Raw genomic sequence first — 20,958 nt, forward strand, 5'->3', positions numbered from 1 at the left:
TAAAATATTATTTTTAGGAAAACCGGTCAAATGATTCTAAATCAGCAGCACAATTTATGCCAATTGTGATTTGACAATTTCCGCAATCAGTTTTCCATCCGCTTTACCTGCCAACTCCTTATTCGCCAAGCCCATTACTTTACCCATGTCTTTTGCTGAACTTGCACCCGAATTCTTAATAATTACTGAAATCAATTGCTCAATTTCGGCTCTGTCAAGTTGTTTAGGCATAAACGCACTGATCACTTCAACTTCCTCCTCTTCTATGTTACTCAAATCTTCCCTTCCCTGTTGTTTGTAAATATCCGCCGATTCTTTACGTTGTTTAATCAATCTCTGTAAGATTTTCAATTCAGCTTCTTCAGTAATTTCTTCTGCAGAACCCTTTTCAGTTTTAGCCAGCAATAAAGCTGCTTTAATTGCTCTTAAACCTCTTAGCCTGGCCTGGTCTTTAGCCAGCATGGCCTGTTTTATTTCCTGATCTATTGTATTTGATATCATATCTTGTCTTATTTCCTATCTATAATTGTACCTGTGGCTTGCGCAGTCGGCATGATCAGCATATCATTTATATTGACATGTGGAGGCCTGCTGACAACAAACCAAATTGCTTCTGCAATATCATTTGCGACAAGCGGTTCCAGTCCATCATAAACCTTTTTTGCCCTTCCCTCATCTCCTTTAAATCGAACTTTGGAAAACTCTGTTTCTACCATCCCTGGGTTTATAGCCGTCACTTTAATACCATGTGGCAGTAAATCGATTCGCATTCCCTTATTTAAAGCGTCAACTGCATGTTTTGTAGCACAGTAAACATTTCCGTTAGGGTAAACTTCCTGCCCTGCTATGGAACCGATATTTATAATATGACCACTCTTTTGGGCAACCATCCAGTTTGAAACTATCCTGGTAGTATACAGCAAACCTTTCACATTTGTATCTATCATGGTATCCCAATCTGCTATATTTCCTTTATCAATGGGATCCAGGCCCTGACTTAAACCAGCGTTATTGATCAGTACGTCTACTTTTTTCCATTGGGCGGGTAACGTTTCCAATCTGTAGGAAAGGTCTTCCTGATCCCTTACATCTGCAACAATACGCTTAATCTCTAAGGAATACTTATCTTCCAGATGCTTTGCCAATTCGATTAGTAACTGCTCACGTCTCGCAAGCAAAATTAAGTTATAACCCTGAGCTGCAAACAAGTGAGCGCAAGCAGCTCCAATACCCGAAGTCGCCCCTGTAATTAATGCAATCTTTGACATCCTTGATTTTATTTATTGAACAAAGCTATAATTTTTTTGAACGCTAAGGCTATTCAAAAAATAAACTGAATGTAACGTGACGCAACATGAGTTTGTCTATAGGTGCCGCATAACGATTAGGCTCATCTTTCAGAACACTATTTAGAGAATAAGACAACTTAAGCTCTGGCGACATTTTAAAATATTCAAAATAGAGATCAAATCCTAAACCAGTTTCATAAGAGATAAAGCTCCGTTTATTGTTTAAAAATTTTTCCGCAGGATCTGTCACCAAATCATTGTTTGTCTTCTTTTTTGAGGATATATCTGTTGAATATTTTGCACCACCCAGGATATAAGCCCTGAAGTTATTTCTTCTGTTCGACTTTATCTTCAATCCCAACGGAAATTCAACAAGTGTCGACTGCACCTTTTTTTCAATATCAAATTTAGAGTCCGTGAACTGATACGACATGATCCGGTCATTAAAAACCAATATCGGTGTAAACCTTACATCTGCATTTTCACTAATCCTCTTATTTACTACAAAACCAATCCCAAATCCTGCAGATGGTTTTGATGAGATCGCAATTAATGGCGAGGTCATGACTGTAGCATCAATGTCAGGATAGGGTGTCCTCCAATCACTCTTCTTTAAGATTTTATATTCGGAAGACAAGTATTGAAAAGTGAAACCAAAGTGTATGTTATCGTCATCTACACCACCTCCCCAATTTTGGGCCCTTAAAGACACCGATACAAATAAGCATAAGAGAAGTAAGGCGGACTTTAATTTCATTTCGTACCTGTATAAATTGCACTTATACCAAACGTCAGTCTCCTGTCTTTAGTATTCTTAAATCCGACCTTGTCCATGAGTGCTAAAAAATCCTCGCCATCAGGAAATGCGGAAACAGATTCAGGAAGATAGGTGTATGCGCGGCTATCCTTCGAAAATATTTTCCCAAGCGTGGGCGTAATGTACTTGAAATAAAAATTATAACCTTGTTTAACCGGAAATTTTCTGGGTTTAGAAAACTCAAGGATCACAATCTTTCCTCCCGGTTTTAAAACACGGTGCATATCCTGCAGGCCTTTTTCCAGATTTTCATAATTCCTTACACCAAATGCAACAGTTATCGCATCAAAATGATCGTTGTCAAAGTGCAGACCCTCCGAATCGCCAACCTGAACAGAGAAAATATGCTGTAAATCCCTGTCATGGATTTTTTTTCTGGCCACATCAAGCATTCCCTCAGAAATATCAACACCAATAATTTTTTCAGGTTGAAGAATTTTTATAGCCTCAAATGCAAAATCACCGGTACCTGTAGCAACATCAAGCATAATTTTGGGCTGAAGTGATTTTAGTTCTCTTATAGCCTTCTTACGCCAGATAATATCAATTCCCAGTGACATGAAATGATTTAAAAAATCATAAGTTTTGGAGATATTATTAAACATACTGGCAACTTGCTCCTTCTTTGTTGCCGTCTCAGATTGATATGGTGTGATGTTTTCGTTCATGGTGAGCAGCAAAGATAAGTATTGTTGAAAACTAATTTTCTACCTTTGTCAAATGATTATAAAATCAGCAACATTTATTTGCAGCAATACAAAGGTTTCAGCATTGCCTGTAGCCAACATGCCGGAATATGCTTTTATTGGCCGTTCAAATGTAGGGAAGTCCTCTTTGATCAACATGTTGGTCAACCAACATGGCTTAGCCAAAACATCCCAAAGACCCGGAAAAACACAATTGATCAACCACTTTTTAATCAATGAGAAATGGTACATCGTAGATTTACCCGGTTATGGATATGCCAAGGTTTCCAAAAGCAGCAGGGAAAAATGGGAGAAATTCATACGCAATTACATCACAAAACGCGAAAGCCTTCAATGTGTATTTGTGCTGATTGACAGCCGCCTGGAACCTCAAAAGATAGACCTGGAATTTTGCTGCTGGATGGGTGAAATACAAATTCCATTTGCGCTTGTATTTACAAAAGCAGACAAGCAATCTACCGTAAAAACCGATCAGAACGTTGCCGCATTCAAAAAAGCGTTGGGGGGCTGGTTTGAAGAAATCCCACCTTATTTTGTTACATCAGCTGAGAAAAATGTTGGGAGAGACAAGGTGCTTGATTTTATAGAAGAAGTTAACCATGATTTTGTTATGCCCGTTTTAACTCCAAAAGACGATCAATAGACACAAGCATGAAGAAGTATTTTTCATTGGTGCTCTTTGCACACTCTGTTTTTGCCTTACCTTTTGCATTAATAGGTTTTTTCCTTGGCATTACTACCACCGAAAATCCGTTCAACTGGATGTTGCTCCTACAGGTATTGCTATGCATGGTCTTTGCCAGAAATGCAGCTATGGCATTCAACAGGTATCTGGATAGAAATATAGATGCTAAAAATCCCCGCACGCAAATGCGGGATATACCCGCAGGAAAAGTATCTGCAAATGAAGCATTGATATTTGTCATCATCAATTGCGTACTCTTCATCACAACCACAGCATTTATCAATTCCCTATGCTTCTATTTATCTCCAGTAGCTTTGTTTGTAGTTTTATTTTATAGCTTCACTAAGAGATTTACGGCATTATGCCACATGGTTCTTGGCCTGGGTTTATCTTTGGCACCCATAGGAGCTTACATTGCGGTAACAGGGCAATTTGACATCGTCCCTGTCCTTTATTCCTTTGCTGTATTGTTCTGGGTGAGTGGTTTTGATATCATTTATGCCTTACAGGACGAAGATTTTGACAAAAATGAGAAGCTTCATTCCATACCTGCAGCTCTGGGCATTAAAAATGCCTTGAAACTCTCCGTAGTGCTTCATGTTTTCTCTGCACTATGTGTGATACTACCTGTGTTTTTCACTTCTTTTAGCTATTTCTATTATGCAGGGATAGCTTTCTTTTGCTTTATGCTCATTTACCAGCACTTGCTGGTTAAGCCTAATGACATCAGCAAGGTGAACCGCGCATTCGCAACCACCAACGGATATGCTTCCGTAGTCTTTGCAGCTTGCTTTTTGATTGATGCTTTTCTGAGAACTAATTTTAATTTTTAAAGACAATGATTAACCTGACCATACCCAAAAAGAAAAGAATTTATATCCCTCAAGACCTTCAAATCAAATGGGATAATCTGGAGCCGATATTAAATGAACTACTGGTTCGCCCTATAGAAAACGTACATGAGCTTGAACAGTGGTTAAAAGACAAAAGTGAACTTGAAGCAGCACTGGAAGAAGATTTTGCATGGCGGTATATCAAGATGAGTTGCGATACGGCTAATGAAAGTCTGGTAAAAGATTTTCAATATTTTGCTACTGAAATAGAACCAAAAATTTCGCCTATTGCCAATCAGTTAAATCAAAAGTTCAACGACAGCCCATTTATTGATGAGCTGGATCATGACAAATACTTTGTTTTCATCAGAGCCATTAGAAAGGCTATTGAGATCTACAGGGAAGAGAATGTTGAATTGCTTACCAAGCTACAGGTAACACAGCAAAAGTACCAGTCTATAACCGGAGCCATGAGTGTGGTCATCAATGATCAGGAATATACGCTGGAACAAGCTGCCAATTTCATAAAAGATCCAAATCGTGAGGTCAGACAGCAGGCATGGGAAACCATCCAGCAGCGCCGGTTGGTAGACAAAGACGAATTAAACATGCTCTTTGATGAATTGGTTGCCATGCGTCACCAGGTTGCATTAAATGCAGGCTTTGAAAATTATAGGGATTATATGTTCCAGGCATTAGGAAGATTCGATTATACACCTCAGGACTGCTACCATTTCCATGAAGCGATTGAAAAACAGATTGTCCCTATTTTAAGAGAACAAGCTGCCAGGCGTGCTGAATCTCTTGGAATAGAGGTATTAAAACCCTGGGATATGGACGTAAGTACTACCGGAAAACCCGCATTAAAGCCATTTAAAGACGGCGCTGACTTAATCGATAAAAGCATAGATTGCTTCAATGCAATCAATCCTCAACTCGGACAGATGCTGGCCACAATGAAAGCCAACAATCTTTTTGATGTAGAAAGCAGGAAGGGCAAGGCACCGGGTGGCTACAACTATCCACTTGCAGAAACAGGGGCTCCCTTCATTTTTATGAACTCAGCAAATTCTTTGAGAGATCTGACTACGATGGTACATGAAGGAGGTCACGCTATACACACCTTTCTTACTGCAAACTTAGAATTAAATGATTTCAAACATTGTCCTTCAGAAGTAGCCGAATTGGCTTCAATGAGTATGGAACTCATTTCTATGGACAATTGGCACATTTTCTTCAGCAATGAGGAGGACCTGATCCGTGCAAAAAAAGAACAATTGGTAGACGTACTTAAAACACTGCCTTGGGTCGCAGTAATTGACCAGTACCAACATTGGATTTACACGAATCCGGGACACAATGCCGCGGACAGAGAGGAGGCTTTCAAACAAATATACGAACGATTTGGGGCTGGATTTACGAACTGGGATGGGTTAGAAAAAGAGTTTGGTAATGTGTGGCAGAAACAGTTGCATCTCTTTGAAGTTCCCTTCTACTATATTGAATATGCCATTGCTCAGCTTGGAGCTATCGCCATATGGAAAAATTACAAAGAGCATCCTGAAAAAGCTTTACAGCAATACCTTGCAGCACTAACTTTAGGTTACAGTAAACCTATTAATGAGATCTACGAAACAGCTGGTATTAAATTCGATTTCAGTCTGAGCTATGTCGAAGAACTTGCTACTTTCGTAAAAGATGAATTACAGAAATTAGGTTAAGTTTACAACTTAATTTTTAAGTTTGAATACTACAACCTTAACCTAACACAATAATGTATGTTTGAAAAGCTTTTCAGAAAAAAGTCCATTACCAAAATATTAGAAGATGCTGAAAAGGGATATGGAGAGCATGGAACATCTTTACATAAAACACTTGGAGTAAGGGATCTTACTGCATTTGGTATTGCAGCCATTATCGGTGCAGGTATTTTCAGCACCATAGGGAAAGCGAGTGCTGACGGAGGTCCTGCTGTTATATTTCTTTTTATTTTCACTGCCATAGCCTGTAGTTTTGCGGCCTTTGCATATGCGGAGTTTGCATCAATGGTTCCGGTATCAGGCAGTGCATATACCTATTCTTATGTAGCTTTCGGCGAATTGGTAGCCTGGATAATAGGCTGGTCCTTGATTATGGAATATGCCATCGGCAATATAACTGTGGCCATATCATGGTCTGATTACTTTACGGGATTACTCTCTTCCATTCAGATCCCGGCACTGAACATAAAGGGCATCTATCTGCCCGATTGGATGACGATGGACTACCTGACGGCTTTCAATGGGCACAAACATGCCGAAGCATTGTTAAATGCAGGAAAAAGCTTTGCAAACTTGGATGAAGCTACGAGAATTGCAAACAATGCCTGGATTACAGCTCCCCGCATAGGTAACTTTCACCTTGTAGCAGATCTTCCTGCGCTTGGAATCATTATTTTTATTACCTGGCTTGTTTACCGGGGAATGAAAGAATCCCGGAATGCCAGTAACGCAATGGTGATCGTAAAGCTTGCTGTTATCCTATTGGTACTGTCCGTAGGGATTTTTTATGTAGATACCAGCAACTGGAATCCTTTTGCGCCCAATGGTGCTTCAGGAGTACTGAAAGGTGTTTCAGCAGTATTTTTTGCCTATATAGGCTTTGATGCCATATCAACCACTGCAGAAGAGTGTAAAAACCCACAACGGGATCTTCCCCGGGGCATGATGTGGGCCATCATCATATGTACTATTCTTTACGTGGCTATTGCACTTGTATTAACCGGAATCGTAAACTACAAGTTTCTTGCAGTTGGTGATCCGCTTGCATTCGTATTTGATCAGATAGATCTAAAATTAATGAGTGGCATTATTGCGGTAAGTGCTGTTTTTGCGATGGCCAGCGTTTTATTGGTATTTCAAATGGGGCAACCCAGGATATGGATGAGTATGAGTAGAGACGGTCTTCTGCCAAAGTCATTCTCCAGAATTCATCCTAAATACAAAACACCTTCCTTTGCCACTGTTGTAGTTGGATTTGTAGTTGCCATCCCTTCCCTTTTCATGAACCTGACGATCGTAACAGATCTATGCTCTATTGGTACCTTGTTTGCGTTTGTACTGGTATGTGCCGGCGTACTTGTTTTGCAAAACAGACCAGATATTAAGAGAGGGAAATTTAAGATCCCTTATGTCAATTCAAAATTCATTGTTCCTGTAATTTTTATCGGATCTGTACTTCTCGCCTTCACCAATTACAAGGCAGAAACTATGGCATTTATATCCAACAAGCCAAGAATATATGAACCTGTCAGCTTTATCACTTCATTAGATAATGCTGAGTTAAACACAATAAAAGAAGAGATAAAAGCTATTAAGGTTAAACAAGGAATATTAAATACCAGCGTTGATGCAGAGGCATACCTAAATAAACTATCTTCGTCGCAATATGAACAGTTCATAATTAATTCATCTGTTGATCATGATAAAAAGTATGAAACAGGCTGGGGTTTATTTAAACATAAAATACCCATGTGGATATTCCTGATGATTTGCGTTGTTATTAGTTACTATTGCATTACCAAGAACCTGTCGCTCATCCCTGTACTTGGTCTGATCAGTTGCCTGTACATGATGTGTGAGCTGGGGATATCAAACTGGGTAGGCTTTGGGATTTGGCTGATCATAGGGCTGGTTGTTTATTTTTTATATGGTTTTAAACACAGCAAACTCAATCTTCAAAGCAATCCTCAATAAGCATAAAAGCCTCTCTCCTGAATAGGAAATGGAGTAGTCAGGCTTGAAAACTCTTTCGTTACTCCTTTCAAAAAGTAACAAAACATGTCTATTGCAATATAACTGTAGAAATAAATACCCAATAAATCATTTTTTTGAGGAATAAACTATTTTTTTAAAAAAATATTCTACAATTTGAGAATTATTCTCTACATTAGATAGTATTAAAACCTAACAGGATTTCCTGTTAAAATTACCCTCCTAATTATCCCTATAAAATTGTTGGTCGGACGACCGCAATAAAGGCTCCGCCCGGAGCCTTTTTTTATGACCTATACCGGCAATCTGTTCAACTCAATATCATCAGGCGTAACAAATATCAACGGCACCTTTTCAACATCAACATAACTGGAATCTAACCCGAAACTGCGTTCTTCAGAGAGACTAAGCCGCTTCAGCACAAAGTAATAATCCATGATTGTTCGCTCATAAAAGCTAAGCTTCGAAAATTTGGACAAGTGCTTCTCTAACAATACAAACCTAAAATCCCCGGCAATCTTATGCTTATTGAGAGAGGTATACTGACTTGTAATGTCTACCTCACCATTCTTAACCAGCTCTTCTATGACTTTTCTGTAAAGCAGGTTCACCCGTTGTTCAACTCTAAACCCGAGTTTAAAATCGATGCGTATCAATTTACCTGGAATAAGAAATTCAACTTTATAATCCCGGGTATATGGTTCGTCTACAACATCAACATGGACCAGCCAATATATATCTGCCCTTTTTGGTTCTTTTTGAATAATCGAATAAATAATTTTTGATTCTATTTCCGTTTTAAAATTCGCACTGGTAAGGTAAACCAGTTGTGAAGAATATTTAGGAACAGATATGTCATTACTCAATTCACTTATAATCGGATAGTAATCTTCAATCTCAACATATTTTACAAAACGATTCTTAATCTTTCTGGCAATATACCAACTCCACATTACAGTAAACAATGCCATCCCTATCATAACAGTTACCCATCCCCCGTGAAAGAACTTCGCCATGTTACCGATTAGAAAAGTCAACTCCAGTACCCCATAGATGATCAGAAAAATCACAATGGCATACAACGGAATCTTTTTACGTTTCATATAGGCCGCAATGAGTATGGTAGTAGCAAGAAAGGTAAGATTAATGGCTAAGCCGTAAGCTCCCTCCATTGCTCCTGAACTTTTAAAAATCAGCACAATACCTAAACATCCTCCCCATAATATCCAATTGATTGAAGGCACATAAATTTGCCCTTTTTGATTACTAGGGTAATTGATCCGGACCTTTGGCCAAAGATTCAATCTCACAGCCTCAGAAATCAATGTAAAAGATCCTGTGATCATAGCCTGACTGGCGATAACCGCTGCGCAGGTAGCAAGCGCCACCATAAACAACAAGTACTGAGAAGGTACAATTTCAAAAAACGGATTCAGTGAGGAATCGTAATTCCCATGTTTAAGCACCCAAACACCCTGTCCCAAATAATTAAGAATCAGCATCGTTTTTACAAAGATCCAACTCACCCTTATATTCTTTCTTCCACAATGCCCCATATCGGAATAGAGTGCCTCAGCTCCCGTTGTACACAGAAATACACCCCCTAATATCAACAATGCCATAGGGTTGTTAATAAGCAGATTGACTGCATAATACGGATTCAAAGCCCGTAGAATACTAAAATCCTGCACCACGAAAAGCAGTCCCAGAACCCCTAATGTACCGAACCAAAGGAACATGACCGGACCAAATAATTTACCCACCAAATCAGTCCCGAACTGCTGAATAATGAATAAAGCTGTAATGATGGCTATAACTATAGGGATCACCTGGACATTAGGAAATTTCAACTGTAATCCCTCGATAGCAGATGTAACAGTGATGCTAGGCGTAATAATCCCGTCTGCCAACAACGCACAGCCACCAATCACTGCTGGTATTACCAGCCATTTTGCATTCTTTCGCACTAGTGAATAAAGCGAAAAAATACCCCCTTCACCCTTATTGTCAGCTCTTAACGTAATCAAAACGTACTTAACTGTTGTCTGCAGGGTTAAAGTCCATATAATACAGGATAATGCACCAAGCACAAGATTTGTATCAATGTTTTGCCCTCCGTTTACAACCGCATTGAAAATAGCTTTAAGCGTATATAACGGTGATGTTCCTATATCTCCATAAACAATACCTAAACTAACCAGTAGTCCTCCGGCGGTGAGGGCGTTTAATTTCTTTTGACTCGTCACTTTTTAATTTAAATTAGGCGATAAAATTACAGTAATTATGCACTATAACAGCAATATCCAAAGGTTTTTTAATCTTTTAGCGCGTTAAAGAACACTACAAATCAGCTTTCACAAACGTCGGAACCTGTTAAATATTGTTAAATATTTATTTAATCAACAAAATCATTGATTTTTTTGTTTTATTATTTATATTTTTGGCAGTATCCAAACATGAGCAAGAACCAAAAAATAGCGTTTCTCCTGAATATCTTTTGCATAATATGCATCAGTGTTTTTGGCAGCGCCAATGTTTTTGCCCAGAAGCCTGATAGTTCTATCAATTCAATCAGATCCAAAAGGATTAACAAAACACCCCAGATCAAAGTCAATATCCCTACCTATAAACCTAAATACAATCTCGGCTTTATTCAGTATAGCGATATTATATCCAGCTCTAAAACAATTGCCCAAACACCGGCTAAACAGGATAAAGTTCTTTCGGTAATAAAAGTTTATCCCAATCCAGTTGACGACCAGATTAATTTATTGCTAAGACTGGATAAAGAGTCAAATCTTTCGGTGAAGATTATGGATCTTCTGGGAAATGAGGTGGTTACCCTTTCAAATGAACGGGTCTCCTCTGGAGAACAAACTAAAAGCTACACCATTCCGAACCGCCTCAATACAGGAATTTACTTCCTTAAAATTGTTGCCGGGAATGAAACCGTAGTAAAACGTATATCCGTTTTATAACCAACCCAATTAGCTTTGTGACGCTAAATCCATTCCGGTTTCAGCAGAATTCCATATTTTCGCAGTATTAGCCTTAAAAATCATAAGATGAAGATAATTGCAATCGGACGTAACTATGCAGCACATGCAAACGAGCTCAATAACCCTGTCCCTGAAAACCCTGTTATATTTCTTAAACCTGATACTGCAGTATTAAAAGATAACAAACCTTTCTATATCCCTGATTTCTCGTCCGACATACACTACGAGCTGGAAGTAGTCTTGAAAATATGCAAAGAAGGGAAACACATCTCAGAGAAATTTGCCTCAAAATATTACGAAGAGATTGGTCTTGGTGTCGACTTCACCGCGCGGGACATCCAGACTAAACACAAAGAGAAAGGCCTGCCCTGGGAGCTGGCAAAAGCATTTGACAACTCCGCTGCCGTTAGTAATTTCATTCCCAAAACTGAAATTGCCGACTTACATGATTTACAGTTTGAGCTAAAAATAAATGGAGAAAGCAGGCAAAATGGAAATACCAGGAATATGCTGTTTTCATTTGACTTCATCATTTCATTTGTATCCAGGTATATCACCTTAAAAAAGGGCGACCTCATCTTCACCGGCACACCTGAAGGAGTCGGAAGAGTTTTGCATGGAGACAAACTTGAAGCCTCAATGGAGAGTATTCAATTACTTAGTTTTGATATAAAATAAATTTAATGATCCGATTTCTTTTAACATTCACTGTTTTACTCATATCCTCATTAACAGCTCAAAGCCAGCAAATATTCAGCAACAGCAAATACCCACTGGTCGATTTTAGAGCTCCCTTAGACTTGGTACCACCTGCACTTGCCGGCTCTTTTGGAGAGTTAAGAGCCAATCACTTCCATTCCGGAATGGACTACAGAACCAATCAACGTGAAGGGTATCCTGTCTATGCTATTGCAGATGGCTACATTTCGAGGTTACGTATTCAGAATAGTGGCTTTGGCCTTGCGCTTTACATCAATCATCCAAATGGATACACTTCTGTATATGGCCATTTACAGCGATTTGGCGCTAAAATAGCCCAGCAGGTTAAGTCAATACAATACCAGAAGAAATCTTACGAAATTGATGAATTTCCGAACTCGCTGTTGATACCAGTCCGCAAAGGAGACGTCATAGCCTACACAGGAAATACCGGCAGTTCTGGCGGCCCCCACCTGCATTTTGAGATCAGGAATACAAAAACTGAAGCCACAATAAATCCTCAGCTTTTCGGCCTGGATATCCCTGACAATGTTCCTCCAGTCATTTATTCAATGTATATATACCGTTTAAATAAAAAAACTTTTAATCAATCCATTCCAAAACAATATTTCCAGGTAACGGGTGCAAATGGGACCTACCGTCTCAACAAAGTAAACACCATCAACCTAAGCGGAGAGGTTGGTTTCGGGATTGTAGCTACTGACAAGCACAATGGCGCATCAGGAACCAACGGGGTGTATTCAATAGAACTTGAATTGGACGACAAGCCGGTATACACTTCCGCACTCGAAAGATTTCAGTTTGAGAACAGCAAGGCTATCAATTCACACATCGATTATCCAACTTACATCACAACCAAAAAAAGCATACAAAAAAGCTTTGTTGATCCGGGTAATCCACTTCAAATCTACAGCAACCTGATAAATAACGGCCGTATTGAATTTACGGATGGAGAACTTCATAAACTTAAGTACACGATCACCGACGGCAAAGGGAATAAAAGCATACTTTCATTTATCGTTCAATCAGACGCAAAAGCCATTATCGATGCACCACAGCCTCCTGCTGGCTCAACCATTTATGCCTACAACAATTTAAATGAGTTTAACACACCTGAAGTAAAAGTAATTCTCCCGAAAGGAACACTGTATAATGAACTCAACTTTCAATATAAGAAACTACCAAAACCTGTTGTAAATGCTTATTCTGACATTCACCAGATCCACAACAACCTGACACCTCTTCATACAGGTTTCGAGATATGGATAAAAGCAGACAGCACCTTAAATAAATATAAAGAAAAGGCCCTGATCGTAAACACAGGAAGAGGATCGCAAGGCGGATATTTTGAAAATGGTTATGTAAAGGCCAAACCCAGAACCTTTGGCAGTTATTTTATTTCCATCGACACCTTACCGCCAACCATAATCCCTGTAAATATCGCCGATGGAAAAAACATGAATGGAATCTCCAAGATGTCATTCAAAATAAGAGACAACCTTTCAGGAATAAAGAGCTTTAACGGCTATATAGACGGCAAATGGATCTTAATGGAATTTGATACAAAAACCGCCTCATTATGGCATACATTTGATGAAAAAACAACTTCAGGAAAACACACCCTCGAAGTCATTGTTGCCGACATGAAAGACAATAACAAAAATTATTCAATTACTTTTTATAAATAACCTCATGAGTGAATTAAAAGAAGGCCAAAAAGCTCCTGATTTTTCGGCGAAAGATCAAAATGGAGATACCATATCCTTAAGCCAGTTTACAGGCAAAAAAGTAGTGCTTTATTTTTATCCAAAAGACGATACTCCCGGATGTACAGCTGAAGCATGTGATTTCAGGGACAATTACCAGGGGCTGACAGCTCAGGGCATTGTTGTCCTCGGAGTAAGTGTAGATGATGAAAAATCACACCAAAAATTTGCTGTAAAGCACAGTCTGCCATTTACTTTGATTGCCGACCCTGATAAAAAAATAGTTGAAGCCTACGGCGTGTGGGGTGAAAAGAACATGTATGGTAAAAAATATATGGGCACCAACAGGACTACTTTTCTCATCGATGAAAATGGAAATATTTCGCACATCATTAAAAAAGTAGACACCAAAAATTCAACTGCACAAGTGCTGGAACTGCTGACCCAAAAATAGCTTAAAACACAAGATCGGCTGCAGGTATTAACAACCTGCAGCTACAATCGTTTAAATCTGCTGCTCCGTCCTTACCAAAAACTGTATCTTTTCATACAGTTCCGCAGCCCTGAATGGCTTGGATATATAGTCATTCATTCCTGTTGACATACATTTTTCATATTCACCTTTGATGGTATAGGCAGTCATGGCAACTATTGGCACAAACCTTTTATAGGAGTCCATTTTACGAATTTGTATGGTGGCTTCATAACCATCCATTTCTGGCATCTGCAAGTCCATTAATATAATATCAAAATCAGCCTTATTGAATTTGTGTAAAGCGATCTTCCCATTCTCAGCAACAGTGGTATCATAACCATGTTTATGCAATAATTTAAGCACCAGCAATTGATTAATCGCGTTGTCCTCGACAATGAGGACCTTTATCCCCTTACCGTCTTTCCTGTCATCTGCATTCTGACGCGAATTTCCTTCTATTCCTTTTTCATCATCAGGTAAATTTTGTGTTGAAAAAGGCAGACTAAAACAAAACTCCGATCCTCGTCCCAAAACGCTCTCCACGGATATTTTACCACCCTGTAAGGTGACCAGTTGCTTTACAATACTTAAGCCTACGCCGGTTCCCCCAAATTTGCGCGACATGCTATTTGTTCCCTGCTCAAAGACATCAAAGATCTTATCAATTTTATCTGATGGTATCCCTATACCTGTATCTTTGATCCTGAACTCCACCACGACCTGATTTGAATCCTCTTCAGTTTTTGCTGCTGAAATTACAATGCCGCCCCGCTCTGTAAACTTGATCGCATTTGAAGTCAGGTTCAACAAGATTTGAGTAAGTTTCACAGAGTCGCCATAGAGCATCTTTGGTATATTTTCATCAATTGAATACGTTAACCCTACTTTTTTAAACCTGGCGTTAGGTTCAGTAAGCATAAAGATAGACTGGATCGTTTCATTCAAATTAAATGGCAGGGCCATAAAATTAATTTCACCGGTTCCTATCCTTGAGAAATCCAGGATATCGTTAAAAGTCATCAGCAAATGATCACCTGATTTTATGATCATTTTAATAGACTCCTGCTGATCCTTATCATTTAGGGATTCCTCTAAATGCCTGGCAAACCCGAGGATTGCATTCATCGGTGTACGGATCTCATGGCTCATGTTGATTAAGAAATGCTGTTTGGCTTTTTCAGATTGCTCAACACGTTCCTTTTCTTTGATCAAATGTTTTTCAGTAAGCTTTAGCTCTCTGATATTATTATCCAATGTATCAGCCATATCATTAAAGGCTGTGGCAAGAATACCTATTTCATCTTTAGAGTAAACCTCTACGCGACTTCTCAGTTCGCCTCTTTTTATTCTTTCTGCTCCTGCGGTAATAGTATTAAGCGCTCTTTTCAGGCCGTAATTAACCGACAAAATGATCAATATGCTGGAAATCGCCGTTGTAATTGATACAGCGAGAAACACTTTCAATACAAGATCTGTTTTAGGTGATACCCATAGCACACAAATTTCTATAGTTACCAATAACGCTGTAAAACCTATTGTAAAATACAGTTTCCTGGAGATAGAAATATCATTCAGTCTCCTGCGTAAGTTGGAAATGAACATAATAATGCGTTAAATTATGCAACCCTATTTTCTTTGCATATTGATAAAAATAGGGTTTTGCTAATAAATCCGCCTGTATTCAAGCTGTTCATTTCGTTCAACTGTAGCCAGCCGAAATACCAAAAAAATCAGGGGGATGATCCTAATAGGATCATCCCCCTGACAGCTATAAATTTAGTTAAGAATTAACCTCTTGATTTAACTTTATGACCGGCTGAAGCAAAATAAACGATATATAAATAAGCCGGGATCATTGCATATAAAAATGCATGTTGGAAGTCTATATGTAATTCATCTTTCATATAACCATACAACAAAGGCCAAACCGCACCTCCTGCAATACCCATAATCATAATTGCCGAGCCGGTTTTTGTAAACCTACCCAGGCCTTTAATGCCTAGCGGGAAAATAGCCGGCCACAATAATGAATTGGCCAGACCTAGCAAAGCAACAAACCAAAAGGAAACTACTCCGGTGGTAAACACAGAAAGCACAGTAAATAAAATACCCACACTAGTACATACCCTAAGCGCTGCTTGCTGGCTGATGAATCTTGGGATCGTAATGATACCGATTAAGTAACCTACCAGCATAAATCCTAAAGTAAATGCAGTAGCATTATCTCTAAATACCTGAGGCACTGCACCCAGTTCCCTTGCATATGTTCCGATGATATCTCCTGCCATTACCTCTACAGCCACACAAAAGAAAATCGCCAGCGATCCTAAAAACAAATGCGGATAACTGAATATAGTTTTAGAACTATTCGAAGCCTTTTCATTAACATCTTCCTCTTCAGTATTTACTTCAGGCAGGCTAACAAACTTAAGCCCTATTGCAAACACTGCCAGCATAATGGCCAATGCGATGTACGGTGCATGAAGCTGATCTAACAATTCATTTAAGATCGTTTGTTTCTCCACTTCAGTTGTAGCTTGTACCAGGCGCGCCTCAGCTGCATTTGCACCTTTTAAAAGCAGGCTACCGAGTACAATCGGTGCAATCATCCCAGCTGCCTTATTACAGAAACCGGCTATTGCTATACGTTGCGCGGCACTGTCAATTGGCCCGATGATACTTAGATAAGGATTCACTGCAGTTTGCAGCAAAGCCATACCAGAACCCTGTACAAAAATTGCTATCAGGAAGAGCACATAACTACTTTTTTCCGCTGCCGGAATAAATATTAAAGATCCTACCCCTAAAACTACTACACTGAGAACTAATCCATTATGGAAGCCGATCTTTTTAAGTATCCAAGAACTAGGAATTGCCAGGAAAAAGTAAGCAATGTAAGAAGCAAAGGTTACCAGAAATGCCTGTAAGTCACTGTCCAGATCAAATGCTTTTTTAGCGAATGGAATTAAAGAGCCATTGGCCCATGTTATAAAGCCTAAGATGAAATAAAACGCACAGCATATCACCATTGTAAATACAGGTGTTCTGTTTTGAGGTTGGATTTGGTTCATTAGTTGGTTTAGATTTAATTTTGTAAGGTGCTCAGTTTTTAAGTTATTAAAAAAACTTCAGGTGCTAAAGTATAAAAATATAAACAAGATCAAATCTACTTTTTCTACGCAAACGTTTGTCTAAAAAACTTCTTATAATATAAATCTATATATGTCCTTTTAAAACCCTTTATACATATAGCTTTTGCGCTTTTTCTATAAAGTAGCTGATCCGTTTAGTAGCCCCCGTTTCTTTCCTCACCACTTCCTCTCCGTTACTTTTAAGCTCTTTTTGCTCGTAAACTTCAAAATGCTTCGACAACTCATTGTCTTTCTTCCATCTAAAAAAATCAAAACTATAAACCCTGCATTCCTTTATAATTTTTTTCAGCTTTTCCTCTGGTATCTTTTCAATAATGCTTTCTGGATGTACTCTGCTGCGGTACAACACTTCATTCTTGATGATATTTCCTACTCCTGCAAAAATATTCTGATCCAGAAGCACATCACAGATCTTCTTAGGGCCCAGACTTTTTACTTTTTGAAGCGCTTTCGATGGATTCCACTGATCGCCCATTACATCTGCCTCCCAATCATAAACCTCATCTAATGGTTGGTCAATACGCCTTACTGTACACACGTAGAAATAGACATCATCATCATTAAAATGCAATGCTATTTTTGGATTTACTTTCTTTGGTTTGTGAAGCTGATAGCTGCCAAACAATCCAAAATGAATCCTGATCGTGAAGTCGTTGAAACAGATAAAGAAATGCTTACCCCAGCTTTTAAAGTTCATTATCTTCTTATGATGGATTGCATCCATGTCCACATCAGCATACCCTGATGCCTCTAAAACAATCTTATGTTTGAGGTAAGAGATCTTTTCTTTTAAAATGACAATCGACGGTCCTTCTGGCATAAGCTGGTTTTCTTATAAAACCAGCTTATGCCAGACAATGTTTTTATCCGGGGCTCAGGTTTTTTAAACGCCACTCAATTCGACAATAATCCTGGCCTCGGAATTTTTAAAGGCTTTTGCCGGAATCCTGAATTCTAATCTTTTCAATCCCTCCACTTTCATATCATACTGCAGCGGCGGCGGATCTTTAGATACTATTTTGGGTTCCACATTTTTCAGGTCTTTAATCATCACCTTAAGTGACTTACCGTTTTGTCTTAGTAATACTCCCCCTTCAATCACCTCAGCATCTGCCTGCGTCATCATTGCCCAGGTGATACTTTGCGTCTGATCAGACAATTTTAGAAGATCTTCAACGATTAAAGTCTTTGCGTCCTTTCTTTTAAAATTCCGCTTCGCAGAACCAAGCTGGCCTTTATAAATAGCGGTCAGGTCAAAACTTGCCTCCGGATTAGTTTTCGAATCTTTAAAATGAACCAGCGGAGCGAAACCACTTGGATTGTGCAACTGCTCATTGATGGTCAAGGTGCTATGTCCAAAGTTATTCTTACTCAATAACGTCCACCTTGGGCTGTTCTGCGCAGAATTCCACAATCCGTTTACTCCGATCACACTTTCCAACTGAAGGTAGTTCTGCATGCCAAGATCGACCGACCACCTCACTCCATTCAGTTCAAATACAAAAGAGCCGGCATCCATATTTCCATGACTCAGGTTCGCCGCTCCTCCTTTTGCGCCCAGGTAAAAACCAGATTTATCGTTACTCCCGGCTCCGAAAATTACCACCGGGTTTACTCCGTCTCCTTTATAGTTTATAGGGAGTTCTTTGCGATTTGTCTCTTTTGCTTTGACCATCCAGACCAGCGCCATTCCATTTAATTTGGATGTATTTTTACCATCGGCAACTGATTTGCCAACCAAATCTTTCAGTTGATTTTTATCAAAATAAACAGCATTACCGGATTTATGTGCAAACCAGGATAACAATTCCTGATTTTCAAGATTGTTATCGCCTCCGCTTCCCGAATCAAAATAGTTGTAGTACAAGCCTGAAGGGCCTGCCAGTTTTTTCACAAACAAGGCACTCTGAATGAATCCGGGTGATTGCGAAATTCCGAAATCAATACCAAAGGCACTTTCCAATGCAGAAATAGTAATCAATGTATATGTGGTGCCATAAGCCCAATAAGACGCGCCCTCTGGATAAGCTCCATCAGGTGCATATGCCTTTAATGCCCTGGGAATATTTTTTAATGCCCTTGATATGATTTGCGCGGATAGTTCAGGTTCCTGATCAGCAACAGCCACAGCTGCCGCTACCATGCCTCCATGGCACACCTGGTTCCAGTTATTGGTGCCTGAAATCCAGCCTTTGGGATTTTCTTTTAAACTCGGTTTCAATGCCTTATCAATCAGCGCTGCTCTGACGATCTCCCTTGTAGACTGCGGTAAATCACCGATTGTCCAGTCTAATCCAATTGAAACAGCATAGGCCATTTCGCCCACGTCCAAAAAATGATTGGGATTCCAGTCCGAATAGTCACATACATTCAGCAACTCGGCCTCCACACGCTTCAAAAAACGTGGCTCCTTTGAAATGGCGTAAACACTGGATAGTGTTCCTATCCGCTTTACCGCTTCTCTTGAAACGCCGAGCAGACGCCTCCCTTCCAGTTTTCTTTCTAAAACGGGAGTAGTTAAAAGTGCTTCTGCATTTTTGTACAGAAATTGGTAATAGGCTTTCAAGGCATCATCCTTAACTACGGTAGATTTAATTTCATTTAAAGCCTCATTAGTTAATATTAAATGAGGTCCTTTCTTTCTAAGATTTGCTTTGATCCATGCTGCTGTGACTACCGTATCAGCCAAAGAAGCTGACTGATTTTGAAAGGCCAGAGCTGGAGTTACAGCTGTGATTAAAATGACCGTAAATAACACTATAGAGGATTTGATTAACTTCATGATATCGAGAATAATTTGGTTTGACCTATTATGAAAACGTTTCCAAATCTAAATGTAGAAATAATTCTTTATTTCCTTTAAACCTCCATAAATACATTTCATCCAGATATTTACTTTTTTTCGAACTATCTGCATGAATACTTGCATAGTTTATATAAGTTTGTCTTATTAATAAACAAACCCCAATTAATGAAACATACAATTAAAGAATTAGAAGATATCGCTACTCAGGTAAGAAGAGATATCGTTAGAATGGTACATGCCTGCCAATCGGGCCACCCAGGTGGATCATTAGGCTGTGCAGATTACTTTACTGCACTTTATTTTGAGGTAATGAACCACTCTACTGATTTTACTATGGATGGAAAAGGAGAAGACCTGTTTTTCCTTTCAAACGGACACATTTCTCCGGTTTTCTATAGTGTTCTTGCCAGATCTGGTTATTTTGACATTAGTGAACTGGTGACTTTCAGAAAACTGAATTCAAGATTACAAGGACACCCTACTACTCACGAAGGTCTACCTGGCATCAGGATCGCTTCTGGTTCATTAGGACAGGGAATGTCTGTAGCGATTGGCGCTGCGCAAGCAAAAAAACTAAATAAAGATTATTCTATTGTATATTCTTTACATGGTGATGGTGAATTGCAGGAAGGACAAAACTGGGAAGCCATCATGTATGCTCCTTTCAATAAGGTTGACAACCTGATCTGTACCGTGGATTATAATGGTCAGCAGATCGACGGTCCAACTGAAAAAGTTCTTTCTCTTGAAAACCTTCAGGCTAAATTTGAGGCTTTTGGATGGCATGTGATCAATTCTGATGGTAATGATATGGATGCGATCGTAAAAGCTTTGCATTATGCCAAATCATTGACTGGAAAAGGTAAACCAATCCTGAACCTGATGAGTACCCAAATGGGATACGGTGTTGATTTCATGATGGGATCTCACAAATGGCATGGTGTTGCTCCTAACGATGAGCAATTGGCAACTGCTTTAGCTCAATTAACAAGTACCCAGAAAGATTATTAAGATAGA

At 39.1% G+C, this 20,958-nt stretch carries 18 protein-coding genes; 9 read left to right on the forward strand and 9 right to left on the reverse strand.

Going from position 1 to position 20,958, the window contains the following annotated elements:
- Positions 1-54: 54 nt before the first annotated feature.
- Genes FA047_RS07035 through ubiE form a run of 4 tightly spaced genes read right to left on the reverse strand, consistent with a single transcriptional unit; the run spans position 55 to position 2,774 of the window.
- Positions 55-501, reverse strand: a complete 447-nt coding sequence (locus FA047_RS07035) for a GatB/YqeY domain-containing protein (RefSeq protein WP_136835289.1) — start codon at positions 499-501, stop codon at positions 55-57.
- Between the two features lie 8 nt (positions 502-509).
- On the reverse strand, positions 510-1,268 hold the full coding sequence (locus FA047_RS07040) for an SDR family NAD(P)-dependent oxidoreductase (RefSeq protein ID WP_136835290.1): 759 nt from the start codon (positions 1,266-1,268) through the stop codon (positions 510-512).
- Between the two features lie 49 nt (positions 1,269-1,317).
- Positions 1,318-2,046: a type IX secretion/gliding motility protein PorT/SprT gene (gene porT, locus FA047_RS07045; RefSeq protein WP_136835291.1), complete on the reverse strand. Its 729-nt coding sequence runs from the start codon at positions 2,044-2,046 to the stop codon at positions 1,318-1,320.
- Positions 2,043-2,774 (reverse strand): bifunctional demethylmenaquinone methyltransferase/2-methoxy-6-polyprenyl-1,4-benzoquinol methylase UbiE, encoded by a 732-nt coding sequence (ubiE, locus tag FA047_RS07050; RefSeq protein WP_136835292.1) that lies wholly within the window; start codon positions 2,772-2,774, stop codon positions 2,043-2,045. Before ubiE ends, porT begins: the two co-directional genes overlap by 4 nt.
- A 52-nt stretch (positions 2,775-2,826) precedes the next feature.
- Between ubiE and yihA the strand changes: the two genes are divergently transcribed.
- From yihA to FA047_RS07070, 4 genes are read left to right on the forward strand one after another with little or no spacing between them, the layout of a single operon-like run.
- Positions 2,827-3,456, forward strand: coding sequence for a ribosome biogenesis GTP-binding protein YihA/YsxC (gene yihA / locus FA047_RS07055; RefSeq protein WP_136835293.1), 630 nt, complete (start codon positions 2,827-2,829; stop codon positions 3,454-3,456).
- 8 nt (positions 3,457-3,464) lie between these two features.
- Complete coding sequence (locus FA047_RS07060; protein ID WP_136835294.1) at positions 3,465-4,331, forward strand: UbiA-like polyprenyltransferase; 867 nt, start codon at positions 3,465-3,467, stop codon at positions 4,329-4,331.
- Positions 4,332-4,336: 5 nt separating this feature from the next.
- On the forward strand, positions 4,337-6,052 hold the full coding sequence (locus FA047_RS07065; protein WP_136835295.1) for a M3 family oligoendopeptidase: 1,716 nt from the start codon (positions 4,337-4,339) through the stop codon (positions 6,050-6,052).
- A gap of 57 nt (positions 6,053-6,109) precedes the next feature.
- On the forward strand, positions 6,110-8,065 hold the full coding sequence (locus tag FA047_RS07070) for an amino acid permease (RefSeq protein ID WP_136835296.1): 1,956 nt from the start codon (positions 6,110-6,112) through the stop codon (positions 8,063-8,065).
- A gap of 311 nt (positions 8,066-8,376) precedes the next feature.
- On the opposite strand, the gene FA047_RS07075 is transcribed toward FA047_RS07070, so the two are convergent.
- A complete protein-coding gene (locus FA047_RS07075; RefSeq protein ID WP_136835297.1) occupies positions 8,377-10,329 on the reverse strand; it encodes a KUP/HAK/KT family potassium transporter in 1,953 nt (650 codons plus the stop codon).
- A gap of 210 nt (positions 10,330-10,539) precedes the next feature.
- Here FA047_RS07075 and FA047_RS07080 point away from each other — a divergent pair, with 210 nt between their 5' ends.
- From FA047_RS07080 to bcp, 4 genes are all read left to right on the forward strand, one after another.
- Entirely contained in the window at positions 10,540-11,061 is a 522-nt protein-coding gene (locus FA047_RS07080; protein WP_225872670.1) for a T9SS type A sorting domain-containing protein, read from the forward strand.
- Positions 11,062-11,148: 87 nt separating this feature from the next.
- Entirely contained in the window at positions 11,149-11,760 is a 612-nt protein-coding gene (locus FA047_RS07085; protein WP_136835298.1) for a fumarylacetoacetate hydrolase family protein, read from the forward strand.
- Between the two features lie 5 nt (positions 11,761-11,765).
- The gene (locus FA047_RS07090) at positions 11,766-13,490 is read left to right on the forward strand and encodes a M23 family metallopeptidase (RefSeq protein WP_136835299.1); all 1,725 of its coding nucleotides are present in this window, start codon (positions 11,766-11,768) and stop codon (positions 13,488-13,490) included.
- 4 nt (positions 13,491-13,494) lie between these two features.
- Positions 13,495-13,962, forward strand: a complete 468-nt coding sequence (gene bcp, locus FA047_RS07095; protein ID WP_136835300.1) for a thioredoxin-dependent thiol peroxidase — start codon at positions 13,495-13,497, stop codon at positions 13,960-13,962.
- A gap of 51 nt (positions 13,963-14,013) precedes the next feature.
- Here the strand turns inward: bcp and FA047_RS07100 are convergent, their stop codons facing one another.
- The 4 genes from FA047_RS07100 to FA047_RS07115 all read right to left on the reverse strand — a co-directional run bounded on the left by FA047_RS07100 (position 14,014) and on the right by FA047_RS07115 (position 19,917).
- On the reverse strand, positions 14,014-15,585 hold the full coding sequence (locus FA047_RS07100; protein ID WP_136835301.1) for an ATP-binding protein: 1,572 nt from the start codon (positions 15,583-15,585) through the stop codon (positions 14,014-14,016).
- 185 nt (positions 15,586-15,770) lie between these two features.
- A complete protein-coding gene (locus FA047_RS07105; RefSeq protein ID WP_225872671.1) occupies positions 15,771-17,054 on the reverse strand; it encodes a sugar MFS transporter in 1,284 nt (427 codons plus the stop codon).
- Between the two features lie 169 nt (positions 17,055-17,223).
- Complete coding sequence (locus tag FA047_RS07110) at positions 17,224-17,955, reverse strand: endonuclease (protein WP_136835302.1); 732 nt, start codon at positions 17,953-17,955, stop codon at positions 17,224-17,226.
- A gap of 63 nt (positions 17,956-18,018) precedes the next feature.
- A complete protein-coding gene (locus tag FA047_RS07115; RefSeq protein WP_136835303.1) occupies positions 18,019-19,917 on the reverse strand; it encodes a heparinase II/III domain-containing protein in 1,899 nt (632 codons plus the stop codon).
- Positions 19,918-20,106: 189 nt separating this feature from the next.
- Between FA047_RS07115 and FA047_RS07120 the strand changes: the two genes are divergently transcribed.
- On the forward strand, positions 20,107-20,952 hold the full coding sequence (locus tag FA047_RS07120; protein ID WP_136835304.1) for a transketolase: 846 nt from the start codon (positions 20,107-20,109) through the stop codon (positions 20,950-20,952).
- The last annotated feature ends 6 nt before the right edge of the window (positions 20,953-20,958 follow it).

Origin of the sequence: Pedobacter frigoris, assembly GCF_005116445.1 — a bacterium.
Classification (GTDB): Bacteria; Bacteroidota; Bacteroidia; order Sphingobacteriales; family Sphingobacteriaceae; genus Pedobacter; species Pedobacter frigoris.

Excerpts from the sequence above, each read along its gene's own strand:
- FA047_RS07035 (WP_136835289.1), bottom strand. The coding sequence starts at position 501 with ATGATATCAAATACAATAGATCAGGAAATAAAACAGGCCATGCTGGCT.
- FA047_RS07040 (WP_136835290.1), bottom strand. The coding sequence starts at position 1,268 with ATGTCAAAGATTGCATTAATTACAGGGGCGACTTCGGGTATTGGAGCT.
- porT (WP_136835291.1), bottom strand. The coding sequence starts at position 2,046 with ATGAAATTAAAGTCCGCCTTACTTCTCTTATGCTTATTTGTATCGGTG.
- ubiE (WP_136835292.1), bottom strand. The coding sequence starts at position 2,774 with ATGAACGAAAACATCACACCATATCAATCTGAGACGGCAACAAAGAAG.
- yihA (WP_136835293.1), top strand. The coding sequence starts at position 2,827 with ATGATTATAAAATCAGCAACATTTATTTGCAGCAATACAAAGGTTTCA.
- FA047_RS07060 (WP_136835294.1), top strand. The coding sequence starts at position 3,465 with ATGAAGAAGTATTTTTCATTGGTGCTCTTTGCACACTCTGTTTTTGCC.
- FA047_RS07065 (WP_136835295.1), top strand. The coding sequence starts at position 4,337 with ATGATTAACCTGACCATACCCAAAAAGAAAAGAATTTATATCCCTCAA.
- FA047_RS07070 (WP_136835296.1), top strand. The coding sequence starts at position 6,110 with ATGTTTGAAAAGCTTTTCAGAAAAAAGTCCATTACCAAAATATTAGAA.
- FA047_RS07080 (WP_225872670.1), top strand. The coding sequence starts at position 10,540 with ATGAGCAAGAACCAAAAAATAGCGTTTCTCCTGAATATCTTTTGCATA.
- FA047_RS07085 (WP_136835298.1), top strand. The coding sequence starts at position 11,149 with ATGAAGATAATTGCAATCGGACGTAACTATGCAGCACATGCAAACGAG.
- FA047_RS07090 (WP_136835299.1), top strand. The coding sequence starts at position 11,766 with ATGATCCGATTTCTTTTAACATTCACTGTTTTACTCATATCCTCATTA.
- bcp (WP_136835300.1), top strand. The coding sequence starts at position 13,495 with ATGAGTGAATTAAAAGAAGGCCAAAAAGCTCCTGATTTTTCGGCGAAA.
- FA047_RS07100 (WP_136835301.1), bottom strand. The coding sequence starts at position 15,585 with ATGTTCATTTCCAACTTACGCAGGAGACTGAATGATATTTCTATCTCC.
- FA047_RS07105 (WP_225872671.1), bottom strand. The coding sequence starts at position 17,054 with ATGAACCAAATCCAACCTCAAAACAGAACACCTGTATTTACAATGGTG.
- FA047_RS07110 (WP_136835302.1), bottom strand. The coding sequence starts at position 17,955 with ATGCCAGAAGGACCGTCGATTGTCATTTTAAAAGAAAAGATCTCTTAC.
- FA047_RS07115 (WP_136835303.1), bottom strand. The coding sequence starts at position 19,917 with ATGAAGTTAATCAAATCCTCTATAGTGTTATTTACGGTCATTTTAATC.
- FA047_RS07120 (WP_136835304.1), top strand. The coding sequence starts at position 20,107 with ATGAAACATACAATTAAAGAATTAGAAGATATCGCTACTCAGGTAAGA.